The organism is Synechococcus sp. BSA11S, assembly GCF_014224355.1.
Lineage (GTDB): Bacteria > Cyanobacteriota > Cyanobacteriia > PCC-6307 > Cyanobiaceae > Regnicoccus_A.
The window spans coordinates 1-24,621 of record NZ_VNWP01000011.1 but is presented as its reverse complement, the minus strand read 5'-3'; the positions used below and the strand labels follow the sequence as shown (position 1 = coordinate 24,621).

The window sequence follows — 24,621 nt, the reverse complement described above, 5'->3', positions numbered from 1 at the left end:
ATAGAGTCGGCACCTGCCTGCCCTGCGGCGACGCCATGGATACCCGCGCCTTCAAACGCTCGCTGCACCACTCCGAGCGCTACAACCGCCGCGGCTTCGGCCTCGGCGAGCAGGTGGCGGTCAGCCTGGAGCAGGCCTACCAGAGCGAACTGATCGCCACGATCCGGGAGAATGGATACGAGCTGCGGCATGGCCGCCTGACCGTTCGTCTCGCTGAGGCCTTCGGGTTCTGCTGGGGGGTGGAGCGGGCCGTGGCCATGGCCTACGAAACCCGACGTCACTACCCCAGTGAGCGGATCTGGATCACCAACGAAATCATCCACAACCCCTCGGTGAACGCCCACCTGCGCGACATGAATGTGCGCTTCATCCGTGTTGAGGAGGGAGTGAAGGACTTTTCCGAGGTGGGGACCGGTGACGTGGTGATCCTGCCGGCCTTCGGCGCCACTGTGCAGGAGATGCAGCTGCTGAACGAGCGGGGCTGCCACATCGTCGACACCACCTGCCCCTGGGTGTCGAAGGTGTGGAACACCGTGGAGAAGCACAAGAAGCACGCCTTCAGCTCGATCATCCACGGGAAGGTGAAGCACGAGGAAACCCTCGCCACCAGCTCCTTCGCCGGCACTTACCTGGTGGTTCTGGATCTGGCCGAGGCCCAGATGGTCTGCGACTACATCCTGGGCAAGGGTGATCGCCAGGCCTTCATGTCTCATTTCGCCAAAGCCTCCTCGCCCGGCTTCGATCCCGACCTCGACCTGGTTCGTGTCGGGGTGGCGAACCAGACCACGATGCTCAAGAGCGAAACCGAGGAAATCGGCCGGTTGTTCGAGCGCACCATGCTGCAGCGCTACGGCCCTGCCGAGCTCAACGACCACTTCCTGGCCTTCAACACCATCTGCGACGCCACCCAGGAGCGGCAGGACGCCATGTTCTCCCTGGTGGATGAACCGCTCGATCTGATGGTGGTCATCGGCGGCTACAACTCTTCGAACACCACACACCTGCAGGAGATCGCCATCAGCCGCGGCATCCGCTCCTTCCACATCGACACCCCCGAGCGAATCGGGCCGGGCAACCGCATCGAGCACATGCCCCTGGGGGGCGATCTGGAGCTGGTGGCGCCCTTCCTGCCGGAAGGTCCCCTGCGGGTGGGTATCACCTCCGGCGCCTCCACGCCTGACCGGGTGGTGGAGGACGTGATCCGCCACCTGATGGAACTCTGCGGCAGCTGAGCGCCGAGAAGCCCTGATCCTTCAGCACCGTTGCTGTCACAAGCGCTGCGATCGCCCGCTCAGCCCGCAGTTACATTGGTTCATCGGCTCCCGCAACCACGGGGTTCCCGCTCGGGCATCGAGGAGATCGAACAGTTTTGAGCACCGCCCTGTCCCGCGACGCCTCGACAGCTGTGGCCCCTGCCCATGATCCCGAGTCTGACCAGGGCTCCCCTGCCGCAGGCATGCCCCTGCGGCACAGCGATGATCTCCGGGTTAACCGCTACAGCAGCCGCTTCGCCGATGTGATGGAGATGCGGGCGCCGTCCCGCACCGTGGCCGATTACCTGGATCACCACGACGGTTGGTTCCGACGCTGTGCGGCGCCGATGACGGTGCAACCGCTCGGCCCCAATGGCTACGCCCTGACCCTGGGGCGCTTCGGCAATTTCGGTTTCGAGGTGGAGCCCACCATCGGCCTGGAGCTCCTGCCCCAGAGCGAAGGGGTCTACCGGATCGTCACAGCGGCGCTGAATGATCCCGACACCAACCTGCAGGAGATCTACGACGTCGAATTCAATGCCGCCCTGCAGCTCGAGGAGGCCCCTGCGGAGGCGGATCCTGACCTTGACGGCGCCGCTGAGGGCTCTCTCACCCAGGTGCGCTGGGAACTCGACCTCTGTGTCTGGATCCGGCTGCCGGCGGTGATCGGTCTGCTTCCCGACAAGCTGGTGCAATCCAGCGGCGACCATCTGCTGCGCCAGATCGTGCGACAGATCTCACGCAAGCTCACCTGGAAGGTCCAGGAAGACTTTCACGCCACCCACGAGCTGACCTGCCCGCCGCGCAGGCGGGCGCCCTTTTGAGGACCGCCTGAGCGATCCTCAGCCGCACCAGGCCTCAGCGGTTGGTCCAGATCTTGTTGAGGATCTGCATTCCGGTGACCGCCTGCCAGAGGAAGAGGGTCATCAGGGTCATGTTCAGGCCCACGTGCGCCTTGCGGGCGATCAGGTTGCCCTTGAGCATCAGCGGAGAGAGGGAAGCAGCCAAGGCGATCAGGCTGACCATGGCGATGCCCACCAGCAGATGCGGGCTCACGAACAACTTGTCGTTGTTGATGTAGGTGACGGCCATGCCGCCGAAGCTGCCCAGCACCATCACCGCCAGCACGATCGAGCCGATCTGAAAGTGGCGCTGAGCGAATTTGCCTTTGATCAGCTCCTTGCGCTGCTCCGGATCGGCGGTGCGGGTCTTCTTGGCCTTGATGCCCAGGAACAGGGCATAGCCGGAGAGAGCCAGCAACACCCACATCAGCAGTGGGTGCAGGAAATTGAGGTTGAAGGCGAGGGCGTCGGGCATGGTCACGGGGTGAGGCCGTTGGCAGCGAAACTACTGCTCGAACCCCTCCCCGCGCCGTTCAGCACAGCCAAGCGTCGGCTCAGTGCAGGAAGTGTCGGCGGCCGGTGCAGACCATGGCCAGGTCGAGCTGATCACAGGCCTGGATCGACTCCCCATCCCGCAGGCTGCCGCCCGGCTGGATCACGGCGGTGATGCCATGGGCCGCCGCCAGGCGCACGGTGTCGCCGAAGGGGAAGAAGCCATCACTGGCGAGCACCGCCCCCCGGCTGCCCTCGCCGGCCGCCTCGAGGGCCAGCCGGGCGGAGCCCACCCGGTTCATCTGACCGGCACCGATCCCCAGGCTGACCCCGCCCCGGGCGACCACGATCGCATTGGAGCGGACATGGCGCACCAGACGCCAGGCGAAGCGCAGATCATCGAGCTCAGCCGGGCTGGGCGCCCGCTGGGTGACGATCTGCCAGTCGGCTTCGCTGGCCGGACAATCGTCGAGGTCCTGGTCCAGCAGGCCACCCAGCACGGTCCGTAACTGGCGGCGGGGTGCCCGCTCGGCGGCCTCAGGCGCCAGCTCCAGCAGCCTCAGGTTGGTCTTGGCTCCCAGACGGGCCAGGGCCTCCTCGCTGTAACCAGGCGCCACGACACACTCCAGAAACAGACTGGTGAGCTGCTCGGCGCTGGGGCCATCCACCCCTGTATTGAGGGCCACGATCCCGCCGAAGGCCGAGACGGAATCCGCCGCCAGGGCCCGCTGCAGAGCCTCGGTGGCGCTACTGCCCACGGCCACCCCGCAGGGGTTGGTGTGCTTGACCACCACAGCTGCTGGTGGGACATCGGCGCCATAGCCGAACTCCCGGACGGTGGCCAGGGCGGCATCGAGATCGAGCAGGTTGTTGAAGCTGAGCTCCTTGCCCTGCAGCTGCCGGGCCCCGCCCCAGCCCGCTCCGGGTTCGCTGTACCAGGCGGCCTGCTGGTGGGGGTTCTCGCCATAGCGCAGGGACTGGCGCAAGGGCAACTCCAGCCTCAGTGGTGCCGCCTGCCCCGCCGCGGAGGGCTCCAGTCGCTCCTCCAGCCAGGCACTGATGGCACTGTCGTAGCCGGCGGTGTGGCGGAACGCCTCCAGGGCGAGCTGGCGGCGCAGGCCGGCATCGACCCGATCGGCCGCCAGGGCCGCGAGGAAGTCGCCGTACTGGCTGGGATCGGTGAGCACCGCCACATCGGCGTGGTTCTTGGCGGCGGCCCGCACCATGGCCGGACCACCGATGTCGATCGTCTCCACCGCCTTGTCCCAGGTGACGGAGGGATCAGCCACCGTTTCGCGAAAGGGATAGAGGTTCACCACCACCACATCGATGGGGGTGATCGCCTGGGCCTCAAGATCGGCCCTGTGGGCCGGATCCTCCCGGCGGGCGAGGATGCCGCCGTGGATGCGTGGATGCAGGGTCTTGACCCTGCCGCCGAGCATCTCGGGCGCTCCGGTGTGGTCGGCCACACGGGTCACGGGCAGGCCGGCGGCAGCCAGGGCGGCGGCAGTGCCACCACTGGATAGGAGGCTGTAGCCATGCCGGTGGTGCAGGGCCGTGGCGAGTTCCACCACGCCCTGCTTGTCCGACACGCTCAGCAGGGCAGTGGGGGCCATGGGGTGTCGTGAGAGCGTGCTGGCCACAACTTACGCAGCGGCCTCACCCCAACGGCCCCGGGCACCCAGCACCATGTCCCCAGCTCCGGCCCTGCCGCCGGAACCCCCCTGAACCAGGACCCAGCTCCATGACGGACGACCTTCTGATCCGCGGACCCGCCGACGCCGAGCAGCGGCTGGTGTTGCTGCATGGCTGGGGCGCCGATGCCGATGACCTGCTCGATCTGGGGGAGGAACTGGCCGGCCGTCGCACGGGTGTGGTGAGCCTGCGCGCCCCCGAACCCCATCCCTGTGGAGTGGGTCGCCAGTGGTACGACCTGCAGCAGCCCGAGTGGCCAGGACTGGCAGGGGCACGGCAGCTGCTGAAGCTGCGGCTCGAGGCCCTGGCGGAGAGCCTGCCCCTGGAGCGGACCGTTGTGCTCGGCTTCTCCCAGGGAGCTGCCATGGCCCTGGATGTGGCCAGCGACCTGCCTGTGGCAGGCGTGATCTGCTGCAGCGGCTATCCCCATCCCGGCTGGAACCCGCGCGCTCCCTTGCCTCCGATCCTGCTCACCCATGGCCGCGCGGACCCAGTGGTGCCCTATGCCGCCAGCGAGGAGCTGCAGCGCCTCTGGCGGAACGCAGGTGGGGACAGCCAGCTGCTGGGATTTCCAGGGGAGCACACCATCGACACGGCCCTGTTTCCCGCCCTGCGCAGCTTCATGGAGCAGCACTGGCCAACACCCTCAAGATGAACAAACCCCCGTCGAATCCCAGGATCCGCGGGGGTTGATCGGGTCCGTCCGGGGAGCGGAAGGCTCAGACGAAGGCGTACTCGTACTCTTCCATCTCCTCCCAGTCGTCGGAGCCGTTGGCTTCGAGGCCGGCGAAGAGACTGTCTTCACCGATCTGATCGACGATCAGGCGGAGGGAGGGAAAGAGAAAGTGGTTCTCCTCGGCGTACTGGGCGCTGAACAGGCCCTTCTCACCCCAGAAGAAGCGATCGGTGGTGTGCTCGTTGCGGCGGACGTTGAGCAGGGCGGGCGCCTCAAGGCCGGTTTCGGCGATGTAGCGGCGAGCCGCGGTGACCGGCTTGTGCTGTCCGGTTTCAAGGTGATGGGTGGGCACGTGGGCGAGCACGCGCTGACCGGCGAGACGACGGCGACTGATCCGCTTGCGCTTCTTGGACATGAAACAACTCCCGAGGGGGAGATGGAGAGGGATGGGAAGGATGGGCAGGTCTCGGTGGACGAGACAAACCGACTGAGCGCTTCAGAGGGAAGCGCAGGCACGTCCAGACATCTGGCTACCGGGAGCGGAAGTCCTGGAGCTGCTGCGGCCAGCTGCACCAAGAATCGCCAGACAGGAAGCAGCCCGGAGGCACCTCAGGGGGGCCTCCGAACAGAGGAGGAACGGGTCTCCCTCTGCTGTAGCCTCGTTTGCAGGAAAGTGCAACCGACGCGACCGCCCATCCTCCTGGTGGTCCGCTCGCGGACCGCGAAGTAGTGGTCGATACGTAAATCTTAAGGCTAATTCTCGGATTTCAACCGCAGTTCCCGGAACTTTTTTCGCAGCCTCCCCCGGCCCGTCCCCGATGCAGGTGTCGCCGCGTTTTCTGACCCTGCTGCAGTTGCAGCTTGAGCAGTTTTCTGACCGCAGCGACGTCCGCAGCCTGGTGGTGTACCTGGCGATTCCACGCGACGACGGCAAACCAGCCCTCGTGCCCATGGGCCACTGGCCTCAACAACGCAGGGTCCTGCCGGCCGTCGATGAGGACCGAAGCCTCCTGCTTCCCAGCGAGCAGCGCCGCTGGCTCCCCCTCCGCCATCAGAGCAGCCTGCTGGGCGCCCTGAGGGTCGAGCTGGCGGGGACCACCTGGCCACCCAGCCTGCATCCACGCCTCCAGGCCGTGGCCCAGGGCCTCACGGAGGCGCTGCTCCTGGATCTGGAGCACCAGCAGCTGGCCCAGCAGCTGGAGCGGCAACAGCAGCAGTTGCGCCTGTTGGTGCACCAGATGCGCAACCCACTGGCCGCATTGCGCACCTTCGCCCAGCTGCTCAAACGACGGCTGGAGGGAGATCCTGAGAAGAGCGCCCTGGTCGACAACCTGCTGGTGGAGGGGCAACAGCTCCACCGCTACATCGAAGCGATCGACGGGCTCACGGATTCCGCCGCGATCCAACCGGGGCTGTTGGCGGCAGGCCCCCTGCTGCTGCCGCCGTCCCTGAGAACAGACGACGCCACGCCGTTGGGAGAACGGGTGGAACCGCTGCTCCAGCGAGCCGCCGCCACAGCTGCCCTGCAGGGGCGCCCCTGGCTGGGCCCACAATCCCTGCCCGGCTGGCGGGGCGACAGCGCCGCGGTAGCCGAAATTCTGGCCAACCTGCTGGAGAATGCCTTCCGCTACAGCCCCGAGGGCAGCAGCGTGGGCCTGCACAGCACACTGGCCCCGAACGGCCGCCCCCGTCTCACGGTCTGGGACGACGGCGTGGCGATCGCCCCAGAAGAACGGGAGGCCATCTTCGCGCGGGGCATCCGGGGGGAGCGGGGCAAGGCCCTGCCCGGAAGTGGCCTGGGTCTGGCCCTGGCCAGAGATCTGGCCCGCAGCCTCGGCGGCGAGCTCAGCCTGCTCTGCCCCCCGAGCCTCGTCGCCAGCGACCTGCCCGACTCCGGGAACGCCTTCCTGCTCGAGCTTCCCCCCAGCGCTTAGCCGACCCCAGACACGAGCACGGTCAGGGCCAGCAGCAACAGTGTCAGGGTCTCCACCCACTCCACGCAGGCGCCGTAGGTGTCACCGCTGTGCCCCCCCAGGCGACGGCCCAGTCGGTGGGGCACCAGCCATGCCGGCAGGAGGCCCAGCCAGCCTTGCCAGGGCCAACCCATCGACGCCCCCACCAGGGTGAGGGGCACCAGCAACAGCAGTGATGGCCTGAGCTCTCGGCCGAGGCCAAGCCAGTGCCGCTTGTGGAAGGCGGCCGTGCCGGCCGGGCGCAGGTAGGGGAAGTGCTGCATCGCCAGCAACGGAGCGATGCGGCCCCACACTCCAGCCCAGACCAGGGCGAGAGCCACCAGGGGGCCGAGGTTGAGCTCCGCCATGGTGAGCAGCGCCGCCCCGCGCAGCAACAGCACCTGCACCAGCGCCAGCACCCCGCTGGCCCCGATCCGACTGTCGTCCATCGCCTCGAGGGCCCGCTCTCCGGCGGCCAGGCCATCTGCCGTGTCCATCGCCCCATCGGCATGGATCCCGCCCGTGAGCCAGAGGCCCAGGGCCAGCACGAGGGCCACCCGCGCGCCGGACGGTAACCAGGGTTCCGCCCAGCACCAGAGCAGACCCTGCAGCAAGCCCTGCAAGAGACCGATCCAGGGGGCGAATCGGGCAATCCGCTCGAAGCGTGGCTGGGGCTGGGGCCAGGCAGGCAAGACGGTGTAGAAGATCCAGGCCCCGGCCAGATCACGCAGCCAGGGGGGCGCCGCCAGAGGTCTCATCGGCCCTCTCCCTGAGCAACCTCTAGCTTCGTTGCCGAACCGTTCCCGCCGCCGTGACCCGCTCCAGCACAGCGGCCAGCCCTTTTCGGTTCGAAACCACCGCCCACTGCCCCAGAACCCAGGCCCGCTGCGGTCTGTTTCACACCCCCCACGGCTTCATCAACACGCCCCGCTTCATGCCCGTGGGCACACTGGGCACCGTCAAGGGGGTGACACCAGCCCAGTTGGCGGCCACCGGCGCCCAGATGGTGCTGGCCAACACCTATCACCTGCACCTCCAGCCGGGTGAGGCCATCGTGGCCGAAGCGGGCGGGCTGCACCGGTTCATGGGCTGGCAAGGGCCTCTGCTGACCGATTCGGGTGGATTCCAGGTGTTCAGCCTCGGGGATATCAACACCATCAGCGACGAGGGGGTGGTGTTCCGCTCGCCGAGGGACGGCTCACGCATCAGCCTCACACCCGAGCGTTCGATGCAGATCCAGATGGCGCTCGGGGCTGACGTCGCCATGGCCTTCGATCAGTGTCCGCCCTATCCCGCCAGCGAAAACGATGTGGCCGAGGCCTGCCGGCGCACTCACTCCTGGCTCGAGCGCTGCATGGCCAGCCATACGCGCAGCGACCAGGCGCTGTTCGGCATCGTTCAGGGGGGCACCTACCCCAACCTGCGCGAGCAGGCGGCGCGGACGGTGAGCGCCATGGATCTGCCCGGCATCGCCATCGGCGGCGTGAGCGTGGGGGAACCCATGGAGGCGATGCACCGGATCGTGCGTCAGGTGGCTCCGCTGCTGCCCAGGGATCGCCCCCGGTACCTGATGGGGGTCGGCAGCCTGCGGGAGATGGCCATCGCCGTGGCTCAGGGCGTCGACCTCTTCGACTGTGTGTTGCCCACCCGGCTGGGCCGGCACGGCACCGCCCTGGTGGCGGGCGAACGCTGGAACCTGCGCAACGCCCGCTTCCGCCACGACCACAGCCCACTCGATCCAAGCTGTGCCTGTGAGGCCTGCGCCGGTCACAGCCGGGCCTACCTGCACCACCTGATCCGCAGCGGTGAAATGCTGGGCCGGATCCTGCTGAGTCTGCACAATCTCACCCAGCTGATTCGTTTCAGCACGGCCATGGGCAGGGCAATCACCGACGGCTGCTTTGCAGAGGATTTCACTCCCTGGGAGCCCGGCTCCCCGGCCGCTCACACGTGGTAGCGTCCAGCCCAACGAACGATTTTGCCCTTCAGGGATGGTCTTCTCCACACTGATCACCGCCATCACCCTGGCCGAGCTGCCTGAGGCCTACCAGGCCTTCGGTCCCCTGGTCGATGTCCTGCCGATCATCCCCCTGTTCTTCCTGCTGCTGGCCTTCGTCTGGCAGGCCTCTGTCGGCTTCCGCTGAGCCTCTGAACCCAAGCCTCCGGATCTCAGCCTTCCCGCAGCACCGCCCAGGCGAAAGCGGGCAGTGCAAGCATCCGTCGCCAGCGGCTGGGTTCCTGGATCAGGCGGTACAACCATTCGATCTGCAGGGCTCCCATCCAGCTGGGAGCTCTTTTTTTCGTCCCGGCCCAGACGTCGAAGCTGCCCCCCACCCCCATCCAGAGCCCGCCCTGGCCCTGATGCAGCCGCTGGATCCAGGTCTCCTGGCGGGGGACTCCCAGCGCAGCCAGCACCAGATCCGGCTGGCTGGCCTGCAACGCCTCCTCCAGCCCCGCCCAGGCCTCAGCGGGCTGATAGCCGTGGACCGTGGCAACGAGCCTGAGTGCCGGCAGCCGCTGCAGCAGGCGCTCCCGCAGGCGCTCCATCACCGCCGGAGACGCCCCCACCAGGGCCACCCGCCAACCCCGATCGGCCGCCTCCACCAGCAGCCGATCGGCCAGCTCGATGCCGGGGCTGCGTCTCACCCGATGTCCCTGCCGCCGCAAAGCCCAGACCACCCCGGCACCATCAGGGATGACCAGTTCGGCTGCACGAATCACATCCCCGAGGGCGGGATCCTCCAGCGCCGCCATCGTCATCTCGGCGTTGAGGGTGACGATCTGACCGCCGCCGAGAGCATGGAGCGCCAGGGCGGCATCGGCCACATCCCTGCAGACGTCGACCGGCAGACTGAGCACCTTTGAGCGCAGTCCCCCGGGAGCCTGAGTTTCGGTCACCATCACGGCCAGGTCCAATCGGACCGCAGGGGAGAATCTAGGGAGAGTACCCATCTGCAGCGCAGATTCCTCCATCAACCTCGCAGCCAGGCCGACGATGACGAGCGAGTGGACGAGCGACGCAAGCGTGGAGCCACCCCTGCGGGAGCAGCTGGGACCGCTCCAGCTCAGCGACGAGGACGCCCGTAACCTGCTTCATCATCTCGATGAGCAGATCGAGCGGGTGGTGCTGGCGCGTCAGCACCCGATCACCGGACTGCTGCCTGCCAGCACCGCCAACACGGTGCACGGCAACTACGGCGATGCCTGGGTGCGGGATTGCGTCTACTCGATTCAGTGCGTCTGGGGTCTGGCCCAGGCTCACCGCCGCCTGAATGGCCCGTGCACCCGAAGCCATGAGCTGAACCAGCGGGTGCTGCAACTGATGCGTGGCCTGCTCACGGCCATGCTGCGCCAGGCCGCCAAGGTGGAGCGCTTCAAGCACAGCCTCGACCGACTCGACGCCATCCACGCCAAATTCGACACCAGCACGGGCAATCCGGTGGTGCCCGATGACGGCTGGGGACACCTCCAGCTCGACGCCACGGCCCTCTATCTGCTCCAGCTGGCCCAGCTGACCCGGGCCGGGCTGGTGGTGGTACAGAGCAGCCATGAGCGGGATTTCCTGCAGAACCTCATCTACTACGTGGCCAGGGCCTATCGCATTGCCGATTACGGCATCTGGGAGCGGGGCGACAAAGGCAACCATGGAGAACCGGAACGCAACGCCAGCTCCATCGGCCTGGTCAAGGCGGCCCTGGAGGCCCTCGAGGGCCTCGACCTCTACGGCCCCCACGGCGACGGCAGCTGCTGCCTGCACATCCCCCACCCGGCGATCGTGCGGCTGAGGCGGGCCCTCAAGGCCCTGCTGCCGCGGGAGTCGGCCAGCAAGGAGGTGGACAGCGCCTGTCTCTCGGTGATCGGCTACCCCGCCTGGGCCGTGGAGGACCCCGAGCTGGTGGAGCGCACACGCCGCAAGATCCGCCGTGACCTGGGCGGCGCCTACGGCTACAAGCGTTTTCGCCGCGACGGGCACCAGACCCTGGTGGAGGACCACGAACGCCTGCACTACGAGCCCGAGGAACTGGCTCAGTTCGAGGGCATCGAATGTGAATGGCCCCTGTTCTTCGCCTATGAGCTGGTCACGGCCTGCTGTGAGGAACGCTGGGGCGAGGCCTGGCACTGGCGGCGGCGCCTGGAAGCGGTGAGCGTGGAGATCGATGGAGTGCCCGAGCTGCCCGAGCTCTACCTGGTGCCGGCCGATGCCATCGAAGCGGAGCGGCGCCATCCCGGCACCCAGGCGCGGATCGCCAATGAGAATGTCCCCCTGCTCTGGACCCAGAGTCTGACCTGGCTGGGGGATCTGCTGCTCAACGGTCTGCTCAGCCCGGAGGACATCGATCCTTGCGGCCGGCGCCTGCCGGCTGCCCTCGGGGCCGAGCGGGTGCTCGTTGCCCTCGTGCCTGAAAACGATGCCATCGCCGCTGCACTGGAACAGGCGGGTCTGCCGGTGACCGATCCGCACGGACCGTTGCGGGTGGCCAGCTCCAGGGAGCTTGGACACCGCATGGCTTCGGTGGGCGCCAACACCAGGCTCGGTCTGAGTGGCTACCCGCCGGTGCGGATGGAGACCATGGCCACAGCCCTGCTGTACCGCAGCCCCGCCGGCAGAGGGCCGGATGGCAGCGGCGAGGAGGTGATGGCCTTTCTGCCCTCGGTGCTGGAAGAGGGAACCTTCTACCTGGCGGACGACCCGGAGCAACTGGTCGACGCGGTAACCAGTGAACTGAGGCTGCTGCAGAGGCAATGGCGGGGCGATGGCCTGCCCCTGCTGATGATCCCCCTGGCAGCCAGCCCTTTCCAGCGGGATCCCGCCGCCCTGATCCGCCTGGGTGAAACCCTTCGCAGCGGAACGGTGGAAGGAGTCCCGGTTCAGCTTGATCGCCTCGAGGGCCTGATCGATCAGGTCTGCTGGGAAGAGCTGCCACCACCCCCGGGACATGCCCCGCCGAGGCTCAGCCAGCCGGCGGCCCCGGTGCTGCGCAGCAGCACCAGCCAGAAGCCGCTGACGATCCAGCAGGAACAGGAACTGGAGGACATTGCCATTCCCGCTCTGGCGGATCTGCTCTGGCGCAGCACCTCCCTGCCCGAGCAGGCGGAGGTGCTGGAACAGCTGGTCCAGCGGCTGGGCCAGAGCGCGATCCTGCAGGGTCCAGAGAGCGCAGGGCCGTTGAAGCTTCAGGCGTTGGTGGAGGAGATCTACCGCCGGGGCCTGGTGGAGGGCGACTGGAACGTGGTGAGGCGCTGCGCCGGCCTGATGCAACTGGTGCATCCCCAGCTGGAAGATGCCCTCACCGATCTTCTGGTGCGCCAGAAACAGCTGGCAGTGGGCCGCAACTACACCCACGAATCGCTGATCAGCCAACCCCAGGGCAGCGCGATGATCGGCGCCATGATCCGCCGCTTCAGCGGAGAGGACGGCCGGGAGTGGATGCTGCAGCAGGAACTGCTGCTGGCCCTTGACGGCCTGGCCCGCTCCGAGCCGACTTTGCTCAGCGGCAGTCTGACGATCCAGCTGGGACAGCTGCTGCTTCTGCTCACCGGTGAACTGGCGGCTGAACTGGATCTCACCGCCGACGCTGCCTTCGAATCGCTCTGTGATCTGCCGCCCCACGCCATCCGGCGGCGCCTGCGCTCGGTGCTGGAGGATGTGGATCATGCTCGCGAGTCCCTGCGCCGCAAGGAACAGCTTCATCTGAGCGGGCGCGTGCGCTGGGAGGTGCCCGATCCCCTCGACGACCTGCCGCTGGGAAGTGGCTGTGGATGGATGCAGCACCGCCAGCGTCTGGGGGCCCTGCAGCGGGTGCCCCGCGATTTCTACGCCGGCATCTGGGACCTGCTCCACCATTGCCGCGGCCTGGTGATCGGCGACAAGCTGGAGCGTCGCAACCGCCTGGAGAGCGAACCCCTGCTCTCGGAGAAGACGCCCGGAGAGCGCAACTTCGCGGCCCTGGTGGATCACCTGCTCAGCAAGATCGAGGCGCCGGAATACCGCCAGCTCTGCACCGAGACCCTCCTCTCCCTCGTCGTGTTCGTGGGGGCCAACCCCCAGGTGCGCTTCGACGACTACCTGCCCCTTGACGTGGTGATCGGCCACGCGGTGAGGGTGGGCTGGCAGCTGTCCCACCCTGAACTGGCCGGCGAGGATTACGCCAAGCACAAAGCGGCAGCCTGGGATCTCTTCTACACCTCCTCACCGGCCAGCTGCCGCCGCTGGCAGATCATGGCCCTGCGTGACCTCACCGAAACCGTGGAGACCGTGGAGGTCGGGGCTCAGATCGGTGCCTCGAGGGCCATGCAGAGCGAGGGCTGATCCACCGCCAGTTCGATCAGGTTGGCCAGCATCAGCGCTCTGGAGGCCTGCTGCCCGTCGACGGCGGGCACTTCCCGGCCGCGCAGGCAGAGCAGAAAATGCTCCAGCTCGGCATAGAGCGGCTCGATCGAGGTGGTGCTCACCTCTTCGATGAAACCGTCGTTGCGGTAGAGCAGCTCGCCGTGGTCGGCCGACACCCACTCATGGGCGCGGCGATGGACATGGAGCCGGCGGTTGAGGAAGTCGGTTTCCACCAGGCTGGCGCGACAGTGGGCGCTGAGGCTGCGGATCTTGCGGTGGGCCATCTTGCTGGCCGTGAGGCTGGCGACCACACCATTGCTGAAGCCGAGGGTGGCATTGACGTAATCAATCGGGCCTTCCGCGCTGCGGCCGCCCGCCGCCGCGAGCCGCACCACGGGAGCACCGGCGAGTTCGAGCACCAGGTCGATGTCGTGAATCATCAGGTCAAGCACCACAGACACGTCGTTGGCGCGATCGGCATGGGGGCTGTGACGGCGCGCTTCGAGCACCACCACCTCCTCGTTCGCCACCACCTTGAGCAGCTCGCGGAAGGCGGGGTTGAAGCGCTCGATATGGCCCACCTGGAGCTGCCGGCTGGCCTGTTCGGCGGCCTGGATCAGTTCGCTGGCCTCCTCCTGGCTGGCGGCGATCGGCTTCTCGATCAGCACGTGCAGCCCGGCCTGGAGGCAGGCCATGCCCACCCGGTGGTGCAGCAGGGTGGGTACGGCGATACAGACCGCCTCCACCTCGGGGAGCAGGTCGTCGAAGTTCTCAAACCAGCGGCAACCGAACTGCTCAACAGCCAGCTGGCCGCGGCGCTGATCTGGATCGGCCACTCCCACCAGCTCGGCATCCCTGAGCAGACTCAGGACCCTGGCGTGGTGCCAGCCCATGTTGCCGATGCCGATGACCCCCACCTTGACCGGGGTGATGGGATCGCTGCTCATCGCCGCACCAGCACACCCGCCAACGTGAACTCCCGCCGCTCCAGTGCAGGCATTATCAATGATCACCCGCTCCGGCGGCTCCAGCCCGGAGGCTGAGCCGTCCTAGTCGGAGCCGCGTCGGGTGATCTGAACCCGCTCGATGCGGGGGCCGTCCATGGCGCTGATCTCGAACTGATGCCCTTTCCAGCGCAGGCTCTCGCCGGGTGCGGGAATGTGCTGCAACCGCTCGAGCATGAAGCCGGCCAGGGTGTGGTGGCCGTCGGCCTCCGGCAGGGAGAGGTCCAGCTGGCGGTTGAGCTCGAAAATTTCCAGATCCCCTGCCACCAGCCAGGTGTCGTCCTGAAGCCGCTGCAGGTTCTGGCGGGTCGTGACCAGATCGTCCTCATCGCCGACGATCTCGCTGGTGAGATCGGCCACAGTGACCAGACCTTCGGTGCCGCCGTGTTCATCCACCACCACCAGCAGGGGCTGACCACTGCGGATCAACGGCAGCAGCACCGCCAGGGACACGGTTTCCTGCACCCGTGCCACCGGTGTGATGTAGGGGGCCAGGGGCGTGTCGCCCTGCAGCAGCCCATGGGCGATCGGCTCGGCCAGGCGGCGCAGGTCGAGCACGCCCCGGACATCATCGAGCGACTGGCCGATGACGGGGAAGCGGGCGTGGGCAGTGGCGTGCACGGCTTCCATCATCTCGGCGAAGGTCACCTCCAGGGGAAGGGTGACCATGCCGGAGCGGGGCACCATCACCTCACGCACCTGGGTGTCCCGCAGGGAAAAGACCCCTTCGAGGATGCTGCGTTCATCCGGCAGCAGACCGGTGACGCTGTTCGATTCGATCAGTGTTTCCAGCTCGCCGGCGGAGAGGGCAGGCACCAGCTCGTCCCAGTTGCGGGGCAGGCCCAGGAGACGCAACAGGCCATTGGCACAGCGCTCAACCAGAACCAGCAGGGGAAAGAGGGTGCGGATCACCCACTCCAGCAGCGGCGCCAGCTGCAGGGCTGATCGCTCCGGTCGGTGGAGCACCCAGGCCTTGGGGGCCACACCGCCCAGCACCGTGGCCAGGGCCACCAGAGCCAGGAACACCAGCACATCGACCCAGAGGCGCTCCGCCATCGGATCGAACCGCACCGCCAGGCCGCGACCGGCCCAGCCGAGGGCCACCAGGGCCAGGGCCGCCCCCAGCTGGGTGGCGACCAGCACCCGCCGCAGGCGCTGCTGCAGTCGCTCCACCGAAAGTGCACCGGGGTGGCCATCGGCCGCGAGCACCTTGACCCGGCTGGGGCGCAGGTGAATCAGGGCGAACTCGCTGGCCGCAAAAAAGGCCAGCAACGCCAGCAGGGCCACCAGCAGAACGAGCAGGCGCATCGGAAGAAGAACAGCGAGCGGGTTGAGGTTCACTCCACGGTGACGCTCTTGGCCAGATTGCGGGGCTGATCCACATCGAGGCCACGGTGGGCAGCGATGTGATAGCTCAGCAACTGCATCGGAATCACCGTCAACAGAGGGCTGAGCAGTTCATCCACCTCCGGCACCGGCAGCAGCACATCGAAGATCTCCGTGTCGGGTCCCCGGGGAGCCACGCCGATCAGCCGCGCATCCCGGGCCTTGGCCTCCTGGGCATTGGAGAGCACCTTGTCGAACACGCTGCCTGGCACCGCGATCGACACCACAGGCACCCGTGCGTCGAGCAGGGCGATGGGCCCGTGCTTCATCTCACCGGCCGGATAGCCCTCCGCGTGGATGTAACTGATCTCCTTGAGCTTCAGGGCGCCTTCGAGGGCGATCGGGACGTTGATGCCCCGTCCCAGGAAGATCACATCCTGGGTGTCGGCAAACTGGTGGGCCAGCTCGGCGCAGAGCAGATCCTGCTCCTCGAGCAGCGTCTGCAGCTGAGCAGGAAGGGCCCGCAGTCCGGCCACGAGCTCGAGCAACTGCGCGGGGGAGCGGCTGGAGCGGCGCTCGGCGAAGGACAGGGCCAGGCCGTAGAAGGCGAGCAGCTGGCCGAGGAAAGTCTTGGTGGCAGCAACGCCCACCTCGATTCCGGCGCCGATGTCCAGCAGGTGGGGCACCAGCCGACCGAGGGAGCTTTCCTGCCGGTTGGTGATTCCCAGCAACCTCGGGGCAAAAGCCGGATCGGCGATCAGCTCCCGCCGCTGCTGCTCCATCTGCAGGGCCGCGAGAGTATCGGCGGTCTCGCCCGACTGGGTCACACCGATGGTGAGGGTGTGGGGCACCAGGGGCGGCGGCGCATAGCGGAATTCACTGGCGTAATGCACCGCCGTGGGCAGACCGGCCAGCTGCTCCAGCAGGTAGGCCCCCACCAGGGCCGCATGGCGGCTGGTGCCGCAGGCCAGAATCTGGATCCGCTCCACCCCCTCGAACAGCTGATCCTGCAGAGGCAGGGCCACCAGGGAAGGGGTGCCGGGGGCGCCGATCGACTGGGTGGGCAGATGGCGGGCGACCCAGAGCGCGGCCGTCTCGGGCTGCTCATGAATCTCCTTGTGCATGAAATGGCGGAAGCTGCGCTTGTCCGCCACGTGCTCGGTGCCCTGCAGCAAGCTGGGGGAGCGCTGCACCCGCTCGCCTTCCGCCCCGTAGAGCTCGATGCCCAGAGGGGTGAGCAGGGCCGTTTCGCCATCTTCAAGAGGAAGGATGGTGCGCGTGAAGCCCGCCAGGGCAGGCGTATCACTGGCGCAGAGGAATTCCCCCTCGCCCAGACCGATCACCAGCGGCGCCTGACGGCGGGCCACCACCACCGCTCCGGGGATCTCCGCCCAGATCACGGCCAGGGCATAAGCCCCGTGCAGCTGTGGAAGCACCTCCTGCACCGCCTGGAGCAACAGCTGGGGCGAGGCCTCAGCCCCGGCCTGGCGCAACTCCATCAGCCGGCGGGCGATCAGGTGGGGAATCACCTCGGTGTCGGTGTCCGAGCGGAACTGAACCCCCTCGGACTGCAGCGCCTCACGCAGGGGGCGGTGGTTCTCGATGATGCCGTTCTGAACCACGGCAAGGCCGCCGCTGCCATCGAGATGGGGGTGGGCGTTGCGCTCCTCCGGCTTGCCGTGGGTGGCCCAGCGGGTGTGGCCGATGCCGCAGTGGCCCACGGCTCCCAGCGCGTCGTAGCGGGCTGTGAGATTGATGAGCTTGCCTTCGGCCCTCAGGCAGGTGAGGTGACCGGATGACATGCCGCTGCCGGCGCCAGGCGCCTGGACGGTGGCGATGCCCGCGGAGTCGTAGCCGCGATACTCGAGCTGGCGCAGACCTTCCAGCAGCAGGGGGGCCGCCTCACGGGAGCCGATGACCGCAACGATGCCGCACATGGCTGAGGGGCCGGACTTCGGCTGTTTCTAAAGGATCACCGCCCGCCCGCAAACCCTGCTGGCACTGCAGCGGAAGGCCTGAGCCAGAGGTCGGGCCATGAAAAAGCCCGGCAGGGCCGGGCTCAGGGTGAGAAACAGGGGGATGGCCTCAGTAGGCCAGACCCATGCTCCGGGTGGTTTCATCTCCGAGATAGACACGGATGCTGAGGAAATCAGTGGGACAAGCGGTTTCGCAGCGCTTGCAACCCACACAGTCTTCGGTTCGGGGCGATGAGGCGATCTGGCCAGCTTTGCAGCCGTCCCAGGGAACCATCTCGAGCACGTCGAGAGGGCAGGCACGGACGCACTGGGTGCAGCCGATGCAGGTGTCGTAGATCTTGACGGAATGGGACATGCCCGGCCGGAAAGCGAACGGCGTCCGGTCAAAGTACTCAAACGGTTCGGGAGCCCACCGGCACGGGCCCCATGCCGTCATCCTTTTTCATACGGGCCGGGGGTCGGCTCAGGGCGGACCCGTAGGATGCGGCCTCCCACACACCGGCCATGTCACAGGAAGCGATCTTCGAGAAAGTCCGTTCGATCGTTGCCGAGCAGCTCAGCGTCGATGCCGCTGAAGTGAAGCCCGAGTCGAACTTCCAGAATGATCTGGGTGCCGACTCGCTCGACACGGTGGAACTGGTCATGGCCCTGGAAGAGGCCTTCGACATCGAGATTCCCGACGAGTCGGCCGAAGGAATCACCACCGTGGGTGACGCCGTGAAGTACATCCTGGACAAGCAGGCCTGAGGGTGTCGATGGTGGAGGGTCTCCGCCGTGTCGTGGTCACGGGCCTCGGCGCGGTCACACCGATCGGCAACGACGTCTCCCAGTACTGGGAGGGGTTGCGGCTCGGCAGAAACGGGGTGGCACCGATCACCCTCTTCGATGCCTCACGGCATGCCTGCAGGTTCGCGGCCGAAGTGAAGGATTTCGATCCGAGCGGAATGCTGGATCGCAAGGAGACCAAGCGCTGGGACCGTTTCTGCCAATTCGGTGTGGTGGCCTCCAAGCAGGCGGTGAATCAGGCGCGGCTTGTCTTCGACGAGAGCACCCAGCACCGCATCGGTGTGGCCATCGGCTCCGGCGTGGGCGGTCTGCTGATGATGGAAAGTCAGGCCCATGTGCTCGCCGAACGGGGTCCTGACCGGGTCAGCCCGTTCTGCGTTCCGATGATGATCCCGAACATGGCGGCCGGGCTGACCGCCATCGCCCTCGGTGCCAAGGGTCCCAGCAGCGCGGTGGCCACGGCCTGTGCAGCGGGATCCAACGCCATCGGCGATGCCTTCCGCCTGATTCAGCTCGGCCTGGCCGACGCCATGGTCTGCGGTGGAGCTGAATCGGCGATCACACCCCTTGGGGTCGCGGGCTTCGCCAGTGCCAAGGCTCTGTCCTTTCGCAACGACGACCCCGCCACCGCCAGCCGCCCCTTCGATGCGGAGCGCAATGGCTTCGTGATCGGCGAGGGCTCAGGGATTCTTGTGCTGGAAAGCCTGGAGAACGCCAGCGCCCGCGGCGTCGAGATCCTGGCCGAGGTGGTGGGCTACGGCATGACCTGCGACGCCCACCACATCACATCACCAACCCCAGGGGGCCTCGGCGGCGCCGAAGCGATGCGGCTGGCGATGGTCGATGCGGGACTGGAACCCGAGCAGGTCGACTACGTCAATGCCCACGGCACCAGCACCCAGGCCAACGACAGCAACGAAACTGCGGCGATCAAGGCGGCCCTGGGCGAGCACGCCCATCACATCCCCGTCAGTTCCACCAAGTCGATGACCGGTCACCTGCTGGGAGGGAGCGGCGGAATCGAGGCGGTGGCCGCCGTCCTGGCGATAGGCCACAACCTCGTACCACCTACCATCAATTACCAAAATCCGGATCCGGCCTGTGATCTGGATGTCGTGCCCAATCAGGCACGGGAACAGAAACTGAACGTCGTGCTCTCGAATTCGTTCGGGTTTGGCGGTCACAACGTCTGCCTCGCTTTCCGTCGGATGCGCTGAGGGCCTGGTACCACCAGCCATCCGCCGCCCGGAACGCCTCACTCTCCCAACCCCTATCCCCAACCATGGTCGCCGCCCCCACAGTGGACACCCTGTCCGTCGACAACCTCTGCGTCAACAGCATTCGCTTCCTGGCGATCGACGCGATCAACAAGTCCAACTCGGGGCACCCCGGCCTGCCGATGGGCGCGGCACCGATGGCCTATGCCCTGTGGGACAAGCACCTGCGCCACAACCCGGCCAACCCCAAGTGGTTCAACCGCGACCGCTTCGTGCTGTCCGCCGGCCACGGCTGCATGCTGCTCTATGCGCTGCTTCACCTGAGCGGGTACGACAGCGTCTCGATCGAGGACATCCAGCAGTTCCGCCAGTGGGGCTCCAAGACTCCCGGCCACCCCGAAACCTTCGAAACCCCCGGGGTTGAAGTCACCACCGGGCCCCTTGGTCAGGGAATCTCCAACGCCGTTGGTCTGGCGATCGCCGAGGCCCATCTGGCCGCGAAATTCAACCGCCCCGACGTCTCCCTGGTCGATCACCACACCTACGTGATCATGGGCGACGGCTGCCACCAGGAGGGCATCTCCGGGGAAGCCGCCTCCCTGGCCGGTCACCTGGGTCTGGGCAAGCTGATCGCCCTCTACGACGACAACCACATCACGATCGACGGCAACACCAAGGTGTCGTTCACCGAGGATGTGCTCAAGCGCTATGAGGCCTACGGCTGGCACGTGCAGCACGTGGCCGATGGCAACACCGACATCGAGGCGATCGGGAGGGCGATCGAAGCGGCGAAGGCCGTCACCGACAGGCCCAGCCTGATCAAGGTCACCACCACCATCGGCTACGGCTCCCCCAACAAAGCCGACACCGCCGGTGTGCACGGCGCGGCCCTGGGCGCCGAGGAAGCCGATCTCACCCGCAAGTCGCTGGGTTGGAGCTACGGACCGTTCGAGGTGCCCGAGGAGGCCTATGAGCATTGGCGCAAGGCGCGCGAGCGCGGGGCGGCACTGGAAGCCGAGTGGAACAACAGCCTGGCCGCCTACCGAAGCCAGCACCCCGCGGAAGCGGCTGAATTCGAGCGGATGCTGCGCGGTGAGCTGCCGCAGGGCTGGGACCGGAATCTGCCCCGTTTCACCTCCGAGGACAAGGGCCTGGCCACCCGCCAGTACTCCTACAACGTGCTCAATGCGATCGGCCCCGACCTGCCAGAGCTGATCGGCGGCTCCGCCGACCTCACCCACTCCAACCTCACCGACATCAAGGGCGAGAAGAGTTTTCAGAAGGGCAGCGAAGCCAACCGCTACCTGCACTTCGGGGTGCGCGAGCACGCCATGGCGGCGGTTCTCAATGGCATCGCCTATCACGACAGCGGCCTGATCCCCTACGGCGGCACCTTCCTGGTGTTCGCCGGCTACATGGTGGGCGCCATGCGCCTCTCGGCCCTCTCCGAGCTGGGTGTGATCTACGTGCTCACCCACGACTCGATCGGCCTCGGTGAAGACGGACCCACCCACCAGCCTGTGGAAACTCTGGCTTCGCTGCGCTCGATCCCCAACCTGCTGGTGATCCGCCCTGGCGATGGCAACGAAACCAGTGGCGCCTACCAGGTGGCCGTGACCAACCGCAAACGACCCACGGTGCTGGCCCTCAGCCGCCAGGCGATGGTCAACCAGCCCAGCTCCACTCCCGAGCATGTGGCCAAGGGTGGTTACATCCTCGAAGACAGCAACGGCAGCCCCGACCTGATCCTGATCGGCTCCGGCACCGAACTGGATCTCTGCGTCAAAGCTGCGAAGGTGTTGAGCAGCGAAGGCCACAACGTGCGTGTGGTCTCGATGCCCTGCGTGGAGCTGTTCGAAGAGCAGGCCCCCGCCTACCGCGAGTCGGTGCTGCCGGCCGCGGTGCGCAAGCGTCTGGTGGTGGAGGCCTCCGGGTCCTTCGGCTGGCACAAGTACGTCGGCCTCGACGGTGACACAGTTTCCGTCGACCGCTTCGGCGCCTCGGCTCCTGGCGCTCTCTGCCTGGAGAAGTTCGGTTTCACCGTGGAGAACGTGGTCGCCAAGGCCAAGGCGCTCTGAGCCGCACCCCTTCAGCCACCCTGGCCCCAGGGGCGATGAGCGCACCGGAACGCCTGTCGATCGTTCTGCCGACCTACAACGAACGGCAGAACGTCGGCAGGATCCTGGAGGAACTGCTGCCGCTGCAGCAGCGCTTCGATCTCGAAGTCCTCTTTGTCGACGATGACTCGGCGGATGGCACAGCCAATCTGATCAAGCGGCTGGCCCATGGCCAATCAGGAGTGCGCCTGATCCGCCGGGTGGGGCGCGCTGGCCTCGCCAGTGCCATCAAGGAAGGCATTCTCGATGCCACAGGCGATCTGATCGTGGTGATGGACTGCGATGGCCAGCACGAGCCGGCCGCCGTGGAGGCAGCGGTGGAGGCCCTGCTGAGCACGGGAAGCGATCTTGTGGTGGGCAGCCGCTTCCACCCCGACGCCGCCATTCATGGCCTGAGTGTGAAACGCACCCGCAACTCCACCTGGGCGAACACGATCGCCCGCTTCAGCCTGCCCAGCTACCGCAGGCTGACCGACTACATGAGCGGCTTCTTTGCCCTCCGGCCCGATGCCGCGTTGCCCTATGTGCGACGGGTGGATGTGAATGGATTCAAGTTTCTCTACGAGCTGCTCTCGATCTGCCGCGGGTCCCTGCGGGTGAGTGAAATTCCCCTGCGCTTCCAGGCCCGGGTGGCTGGGGATTCCAAGCTGGATCTGGCGATCGTCTGGGATCTGGGGGTCTCGATCCTGCACACCCTTCTGCTGCGCTCGATTCCCCGGCGCGCCATCAGCTTCGCCCTTGTGGGGCTCAGCGGTGTGGCGGTTCAGATGCTGGCGGGACAGGCATTGATGGGCGGAACGGGGCTGGCCTTCAAACAGGCCCTGCCGATCGCGGTGGTGGTGGCCGCGAGCTCCAACTATCTGATCAACAATGCCCTCACATTCCGCTTCCAGCGGCAGCAGGGAACGGCGCTGCTGAAGGGCCTGCTCAAGTTCCTGCTGGTGGCCTCCCTGCCGGTCCTGGCCAACGTGGGTGTGGCCTCCAGCTTCTACAACCTGGTCTCCCGCAACACTTTCCTGGCCCAACTGGCCGGCATCCTCGTGGTGTTTGTCTGGAATTACGCGGCGTCTTCGCGATTCGTGTGGAACACGCCTTAGAGGGATCACCCCAACGTGATCAGGCTCCACACCATGAAGGCATCAGACAGGGCCACACTGATGCGTTAACATGAAAATTGCAAGAGGCATGAACGCCCTTCTGGAGATCATGAGCACTTTTGCCGACAGAACAAGTCAGGCTGGGATTGAGCACTCCATGCCCCAAAGCAGTCAGCAAAACCCATCGATTTCCCTGGTGATTCCATGCTTCAACGAGGAAGATTGCCTAGAGACTCTGTTCAAAGAGATCCGCAAGCAGGCCAGATACACTCTCGAGTCAAGACCGAATCTGAAATTCGAAATTATCATCATTGATGATGGCAGCAAGGATCAGACTGTCGAAAGCGCAAAAAGGATCCTGATTCAAAGCCAAGACTGGGCCTCCGGGAAGATCATCTGCTTCTCTCGAAACTTCGGCAAAGAGTCGGCACTGCTGGCAGGACTGCACTATTGTTCAGGTGATGCATGCATCACCATTGATGCTGACTTACAAGATCCACCTGAGGTGTTTCCAGACATGATTGCCTCGTGGCTCGATGGCTATGAGATCGTCAGCGCGGTCAGAAGTGATCGCTCCAACGATAACTGGATCAAACGATTCACCGCTAAATCCTTCTATCGGATATTTCTCTCACTCTCCAAGCTTGACATTCAACTGAACGCCAGTGATTTTAGGCTTCTGGATCGAAAGGTGGTCACTGCGATCCTGGCTTGCGAAGAACGGGTGAGGTTCTCAAAAGGCTTCTTTGCCTGGGCAGGCTTTCGGAGAAAAGAGATTTATTACAAAAGACAGGAACGCTCTGCCGGCAAAGGGAAATGGAACCAATGGAAACTCTGGAACTACGCCTTGGACGGAATCTTCAGCTTCTCAACAGCACCATTGAGAATCTGGAGCTATGTCGGCCTTATCGTAACCATTGCAGCCTTTTTCGTTGGAATGACTTCGGTCGTGAGGGCGCTTCTCTTTGGAATTGAAACGCCTGGCTACACTTCCCTGTTCGCAGCTGTCACCCTTCTTGGCGGGCTCCAGTTGATCGGAATCGGGATCATTGGAGAGTATCTTGGACGCACCTACATGGAGTCAAAACGGCGACCATGGTTCATCGTGAGCGATATTTTTGAGACTTGAATACCTTTTCACGGCTGGGCAGATTCAGCGCGGTAGGCCTGTTCGCTACCGGGATCCATGCCACTATTCTTGCAGCACTCATCAGCCTTAATGTAGGCGACAGCGTTGCCAATTTCTCTGGCTTCCTGATTGCATTTATCTGTTCGTTCTTCGGTCAACAGGCGCTGTCATTCAAAGACCGGCTAGGTGTGTAGTGCCACCAGGTTGTTCCGGCTGACAGGGTGTGAGGCCGACAGGGTTGTGGTGCGACCCAACAGCCCTGGACCTCAGACCATGCATACACACCCCAATGCCCGCCTGACACCGATTGGTCAGGAACGCCTGATCCGGCAGCATCTCGATGAGGGCAGGAGCCACGTTCATCTGGCTGCGGATCACGGCATCAGTGAACGCACCGCCCGCAAGTGGCTGGCACGATTCCGTTCAGGCGGTTTGGCGGCACTGGCGGATCGACTGTTCGCCGACAATGAAGTTGTCCGGTCGCTTTGCATCAACAACTTGTTACCCATTTCAATTGACGCCTGGTAACACTGGCTTCTGCACGCTTTCACCTTCCTGCAGGCTTGGAGGCCCGGCCACCGCCAGAGCGGCCATCTCGTTCTCGATCCATTGCAGCCGGTAACCGCGCAGGCGCCGCTGCAGGGTGCGCAGGTGGCGTGGGCTGTAGCGCTCCGGGTTGTGATCGATCAGCCGCTCCAGCAGCGTCTTGGCCCTGAGCTGGGGCTCGG

At 65.9% G+C, this 24,621-nt stretch carries 23 protein-coding genes and 1 pseudogene; 14 read left to right on the top strand and 10 right to left on the bottom strand.

Annotation, left to right across the window (positions count from 1 at the left end):
- Positions 1-35: 35 nt before the first annotated feature.
- Together FPZ61_RS10645 and FPZ61_RS10640 are read left to right on the top strand one after the other, a co-directional pair.
- Positions 36-1,232 (top strand): 4-hydroxy-3-methylbut-2-enyl diphosphate reductase, encoded by a 1,197-nt coding sequence (locus FPZ61_RS10645; protein WP_185466544.1) that lies wholly within the window; start codon positions 36-38, stop codon positions 1,230-1,232.
- A gap of 224 nt (positions 1,233-1,456) precedes the next feature.
- Positions 1,457-2,077 (top strand): DUF1997 domain-containing protein, encoded by a 621-nt coding sequence (locus FPZ61_RS10640; protein ID WP_185466631.1) that lies wholly within the window; start codon positions 1,457-1,459, stop codon positions 2,075-2,077.
- A gap of 34 nt (positions 2,078-2,111) precedes the next feature.
- On the opposite strand, the gene FPZ61_RS10635 is transcribed toward FPZ61_RS10640, so the two are convergent.
- Complete coding sequence (locus FPZ61_RS10635; protein ID WP_185466542.1) at positions 2,112-2,570, bottom strand: DUF4079 domain-containing protein; 459 nt, start codon at positions 2,568-2,570, stop codon at positions 2,112-2,114.
- A 79-nt stretch (positions 2,571-2,649) separates the two neighbouring features.
- Positions 2,650-4,203, bottom strand: coding sequence for a bifunctional phosphoribosylaminoimidazolecarboxamide formyltransferase/IMP cyclohydrolase (gene purH, locus FPZ61_RS10630; RefSeq protein WP_185466540.1), 1,554 nt, complete (start codon positions 4,201-4,203; stop codon positions 2,650-2,652).
- Positions 4,204-4,331: 128 nt separating this feature from the next.
- On the opposite strand from purH, the gene FPZ61_RS10625 reads away from it, so the two are divergent.
- Positions 4,332-4,937, top strand: coding sequence for an alpha/beta hydrolase (locus tag FPZ61_RS10625; RefSeq protein WP_185466538.1), 606 nt, complete (start codon positions 4,332-4,334; stop codon positions 4,935-4,937).
- A gap of 64 nt (positions 4,938-5,001) precedes the next feature.
- Here the strand turns inward: FPZ61_RS10625 and FPZ61_RS10620 are convergent, their stop codons facing one another.
- Positions 5,002-5,373: a DUF3155 domain-containing protein gene (locus FPZ61_RS10620; protein WP_185466536.1), complete on the bottom strand. Its 372-nt coding sequence runs from the start codon at positions 5,371-5,373 to the stop codon at positions 5,002-5,004.
- A gap of 403 nt (positions 5,374-5,776) precedes the next feature.
- Here FPZ61_RS10620 and FPZ61_RS10615 point away from each other — a divergent pair, with 403 nt between their 5' ends.
- Positions 5,777-6,892, top strand: coding sequence for a sensor histidine kinase KdpD (locus FPZ61_RS10615; RefSeq protein ID WP_185466534.1), 1,116 nt, complete (start codon positions 5,777-5,779; stop codon positions 6,890-6,892).
- Here FPZ61_RS10615 and cobS read toward each other — a convergent pair.
- On the bottom strand, positions 6,889-7,668 hold the full coding sequence (gene cobS / locus FPZ61_RS10610) for an adenosylcobinamide-GDP ribazoletransferase (protein WP_185466532.1): 780 nt from the start codon (positions 7,666-7,668) through the stop codon (positions 6,889-6,891). The genes FPZ61_RS10615 and cobS overlap by 4 nt on opposite strands.
- A gap of 53 nt (positions 7,669-7,721) precedes the next feature.
- On the opposite strand from cobS, the gene tgt reads away from it, so the two are divergent.
- Positions 7,722-8,867, top strand: a complete 1,146-nt coding sequence (gene tgt, locus FPZ61_RS10605; RefSeq protein WP_185466530.1) for a tRNA guanosine(34) transglycosylase Tgt — start codon at positions 7,722-7,724, stop codon at positions 8,865-8,867.
- Between the two features lie 34 nt (positions 8,868-8,901).
- Positions 8,902-9,054 (top strand): photosystem II reaction center protein K, encoded by a 153-nt coding sequence (locus FPZ61_RS10600; protein WP_185466528.1) that lies wholly within the window; start codon positions 8,902-8,904, stop codon positions 9,052-9,054.
- Between the two features lie 25 nt (positions 9,055-9,079).
- Here FPZ61_RS10600 and FPZ61_RS10595 read toward each other — a convergent pair whose 3' ends face one another.
- Positions 9,080-9,811, bottom strand: coding sequence for a WecB/TagA/CpsF family glycosyltransferase (locus FPZ61_RS10595; RefSeq protein ID WP_185466526.1), 732 nt, complete (start codon positions 9,809-9,811; stop codon positions 9,080-9,082).
- Positions 9,812-9,905: 94 nt separating this feature from the next.
- Here FPZ61_RS10595 and FPZ61_RS10590 point away from each other — a divergent pair, with 94 nt between their 5' ends.
- Positions 9,906-13,220 (top strand): glycoside hydrolase family 15 protein, encoded by a 3,315-nt coding sequence (locus FPZ61_RS10590; protein ID WP_185466523.1) that lies wholly within the window; start codon positions 9,906-9,908, stop codon positions 13,218-13,220.
- Here FPZ61_RS10590 and FPZ61_RS10585 read toward each other — a convergent pair.
- The 4 genes from FPZ61_RS10585 to psaC form a co-directional block, all read right to left on the bottom strand.
- Entirely contained in the window at positions 13,181-14,188 is a 1,008-nt protein-coding gene (locus tag FPZ61_RS10585; RefSeq protein WP_185466521.1) for a Gfo/Idh/MocA family protein, read from the bottom strand. The two genes, FPZ61_RS10590 and FPZ61_RS10585, sit on opposite strands and share 40 nt — an antisense overlap.
- 102 nt (positions 14,189-14,290) lie before the next feature.
- Positions 14,291-15,553 (bottom strand): hemolysin family protein, encoded by a 1,263-nt coding sequence (locus FPZ61_RS10580; RefSeq protein WP_185466519.1) that lies wholly within the window; start codon positions 15,551-15,553, stop codon positions 14,291-14,293.
- 29 nt (positions 15,554-15,582) lie between these two features.
- On the bottom strand, positions 15,583-17,508 hold the full coding sequence (gene glmS / locus FPZ61_RS10575) for a glutamine--fructose-6-phosphate transaminase (isomerizing) (RefSeq protein ID WP_185466517.1): 1,926 nt from the start codon (positions 17,506-17,508) through the stop codon (positions 15,583-15,585).
- Positions 17,509-17,656: 148 nt separating this feature from the next.
- Positions 17,657-17,902, bottom strand: a complete 246-nt coding sequence (gene psaC / locus FPZ61_RS10570) for a photosystem I iron-sulfur center protein PsaC (RefSeq protein WP_011934551.1) — start codon at positions 17,900-17,902, stop codon at positions 17,657-17,659.
- Between the two features lie 149 nt (positions 17,903-18,051).
- Here psaC and acpP point away from each other — a divergent pair, with 149 nt between their 5' ends.
- The 7 genes from acpP to FPZ61_RS10535 all read left to right on the top strand — a co-directional run bounded on the left by acpP (position 18,052) and on the right by FPZ61_RS10535 (position 24,421).
- Positions 18,052-18,294 (top strand): acyl carrier protein, encoded by a 243-nt coding sequence (gene acpP / locus FPZ61_RS10565; protein ID WP_006172464.1) that lies wholly within the window; start codon positions 18,052-18,054, stop codon positions 18,292-18,294.
- Positions 18,295-18,302: 8 nt separating this feature from the next.
- Positions 18,303-19,550, top strand: coding sequence for a beta-ketoacyl-ACP synthase II (gene fabF / locus FPZ61_RS10560; protein ID WP_185466515.1), 1,248 nt, complete (start codon positions 18,303-18,305; stop codon positions 19,548-19,550).
- Between the two features lie 65 nt (positions 19,551-19,615).
- Positions 19,616-21,628 carry a transketolase gene (tkt, locus tag FPZ61_RS10555; protein ID WP_185466513.1) on the top strand — a complete coding sequence of 671 codons (2,013 nt, stop codon included), beginning with the start codon at positions 19,616-19,618 and terminating at the stop codon, positions 21,626-21,628.
- A 35-nt stretch (positions 21,629-21,663) separates the two neighbouring features.
- The gene (locus FPZ61_RS10550; protein WP_185474824.1) at positions 21,664-22,764 is read left to right on the top strand and encodes a glycosyltransferase family 2 protein; all 1,101 of its coding nucleotides are present in this window, start codon (positions 21,664-21,666) and stop codon (positions 22,762-22,764) included.
- An 88-nt stretch (positions 22,765-22,852) separates the two neighbouring features.
- Complete coding sequence (locus FPZ61_RS10545) at positions 22,853-23,893, top strand: glycosyltransferase family 2 protein (protein ID WP_221630024.1); 1,041 nt, start codon at positions 22,853-22,855, stop codon at positions 23,891-23,893.
- Positions 23,890-24,087 (top strand): GtrA family protein, encoded by a 198-nt coding sequence (locus FPZ61_RS15910; RefSeq protein ID WP_185466510.1) that lies wholly within the window; start codon positions 23,890-23,892, stop codon positions 24,085-24,087. Before FPZ61_RS10545 ends, FPZ61_RS15910 begins: the two co-directional genes overlap by 4 nt.
- A 79-nt stretch (positions 24,088-24,166) precedes the next feature.
- Positions 24,167-24,421 carry a leucine zipper domain-containing protein gene (locus FPZ61_RS10535; protein WP_255441541.1) on the top strand — a complete coding sequence of 85 codons (255 nt, stop codon included), beginning with the start codon at positions 24,167-24,169 and terminating at the stop codon, positions 24,419-24,421.
- Here FPZ61_RS10535 and FPZ61_RS10530 read toward each other — a convergent pair.
- Positions 24,404-24,621 (bottom strand): annotated as a pseudogene (locus FPZ61_RS10530) (transposase); the annotation flags it as partial. The gene FPZ61_RS10535 and the pseudogene FPZ61_RS10530 sit on opposite strands and share 18 nt — an antisense overlap.